The organism is Nocardiopsis halotolerans DSM 44410, assembly GCF_000341065.1.
Lineage (GTDB): Bacteria > Actinomycetota > Actinomycetes > Streptosporangiales > Streptosporangiaceae > Nocardiopsis > Nocardiopsis halotolerans.
This window is the reverse complement of sequence record NZ_ANAX01000184.1, coordinates 9,653-11,845: the sequence shown is the minus strand read 5'-3', so window position 1 is coordinate 11,845 and position 2,193 is coordinate 9,653. Positions and strand designations below refer to the sequence as shown.

Here is a 2,193-nt window from a genome sequence, read left to right as displayed (position 1 = left end):
CCGGATTCGTCGATCTCCCATACGTGGATCGGGGCGACACCGTCACTGGCCGACTTCACCGCTTTGACCGCCACGACGGCCCCGTCCGGGGTCGATGCCAGTTCGGAGTTACTGAAGTGGAAGCTCTCGTTGCGTTCTGTGAGCCGTTCGATCGGTTCGGGATCTCCCGAGGCGAAGACGTCCAGTCCGGCGTTGGACAAGGCCGCGAAGCGGTTGGGGTCGCCCAGGAACGCGGTGTCCTGGACCTCCGTGCTGATGTCGAAGGGCGGAGCGTTGGTGGGGGTCGACGAGGGGGACGGGAACCGAGAAGAGGTGGGCCCGTCGGTTTCCTGGGGGATCGGGTTTGGTTGGGCCTGTGGCGCCGTGCCCTCCGAAGAGCCCAGGGCCAGCAGAGCGCTCGCCAGGACCGCTGTGGCGACCACGGCTCCCCAGAGCACCGTGGAACTGAAGGGGCGGTGTTCACGGCCTCCGGAGTCCTTGGGCGAGGGGTCCGCGAGACTCTCCGCACCGTGCGAGCTGGGCGGGGACGCGGGGGGAGCGGGGACCGTGTCGGCGGATCTGTCCCTCTCGGCCGGTTCCGTGGTGGGTATGGCCTCCGTGACGGCCACCAGAGTGTGCTGGATCGTGGTGGCGACTGCTTCGGGTAGCCATTCGGTGGCGTCCGCGTCCTCGTGCCCTGGCAGTGCCGTGCCGGTGAGCTCGGCCGTCACCGAGTTCAGGTCCGGGCGGTCGGCGGGATCTTTCGCCAGGCAGGCGGTGACTATGGGGAGCAGGGTCCCGGGTACTCCGCTCAGGTCGGGGTGCTCGTTGACGACGCGGTAGAGCAAGGCTGAGGGATTCCCCGTGCCGAACGGCTGGCGGCCGGTGGCGGAGAAGAGGAGCACGCCGCCGAAGGAGAACAGGTCGCTGCGAGGGTCCAGTTCGGCGCCCGTAGCTTGCTCGGGCGACATGTAGGCGGGGGTGCCCAGGGTTTGTCCGGTACGGGTGAACGCCGTGGCATCGGTAGCGCGGGCGATGCCGAAGTCGAGGACCTGGGGGCCGCGCGGGGACAGTAGGACGTTGGAGGGTTTGAGGTCGCGGTGGATCAGCCCGACTGCGTGGATGGCTGACAACGCCTTGGCCAGCCCGGCGGCCAGAGCCAGCAGTGACTCCTCCGGTAGTGGGCCGTTGTCGCGCACCGCGTGGCTCAGAGCCGGTCCGGCGACGTACTCGGTCGCCAGCCAGGGACGGGGGCCGTCGGTGTCAGCGTCGAGGACACGGGCGGTGTACGGCCCCCGAACCCGGCGAGCAAGATCGACTTCACCGGCGAACCGCGTGCGGAACTCCCGGTCTCCGGCGTACTCGGACCGGACCGCCTTCACCGCGACCAGGTCGTCCCCCTCGTCGCTGGAGGTGGGGACCGCCAGGAAGACGACGCCCATGCCACCTTCGCCGATCCGGCGCAGCAGTCGGTAGCGTCCGAGCTGACGGGGGTCGTCGGTGCGTAGGGGTTTCATGGGGGCCGTTTCTCAACACGGGGAGATCCAGGGCGAAGCGTAACGGATGTCCCTCCGCAAGCGTTGTGTGCCCACGGGAATCGTGCGGGTACACCAGAACAGCGGACCATGGCCTGGGAGACGGGAGAAGCGGACGGCGTGGCCGGAACCGCGCGATTCCGGCAGGGCGCGACAGCGGGAGCTGGTCCGAAGGAGGAACGCGGGGCTGGTCCCGTCAGTGCGGCGGCTCCTCGGTGATGAGATGACGCGCCCCATCTGGGGGTTTTGTGGTGCGCCCGGCAGGGTGCGAACCTGCGGCCGTCGGGTTGGAGGTGCTGGTCCCGTGACGCCACGTGCCCTCTCGCCCCGTCCGATCCACCGTGCCGTCTGAGGCCGTGCGACGCCGTTTGGTGCCGTGTCGGTACGGAACCGCGGGGCGAGAACGGAGCACGCACTGGCGGTGGGCGGCGTCCGATGGCACCCGGTGAGGTTCTCGTCGCGCGGCCGTTGAGCCGGGTCCGTCTCCGGCGGATTCGGGGCGCCTCGGCGGAAGGGGTTGCACGAACCGCGAGCGGGCATCAAGGGAACAGCGATTCGCCACCCCCGCACAGGTGATCGTAGGGATGGGGTAATGAGGCTTCACCGGTTCCGTCCGCTGCCGCGCCGCGTACCGTTGCCCAGGCGTTCCCTCGGGCGGTGGATGGTGGCCACACTCGGT

Annotated in this window: 1 protein-coding gene; it reads right to left on the bottom strand. The window is 69.4% G+C overall.

Going from position 1 to position 2,193, the window contains the following annotated elements; all coding sequences use genetic code 11:
• Positions 1–1,496, bottom strand: a 1,496-nt coding sequence (locus D455_RS32210; RefSeq protein WP_026122620.1) for a serine/threonine-protein kinase, incomplete at its 3' end; no start/stop codon positions are given.
• Positions 1,497–2,193 lie beyond the last annotated feature (697 nt).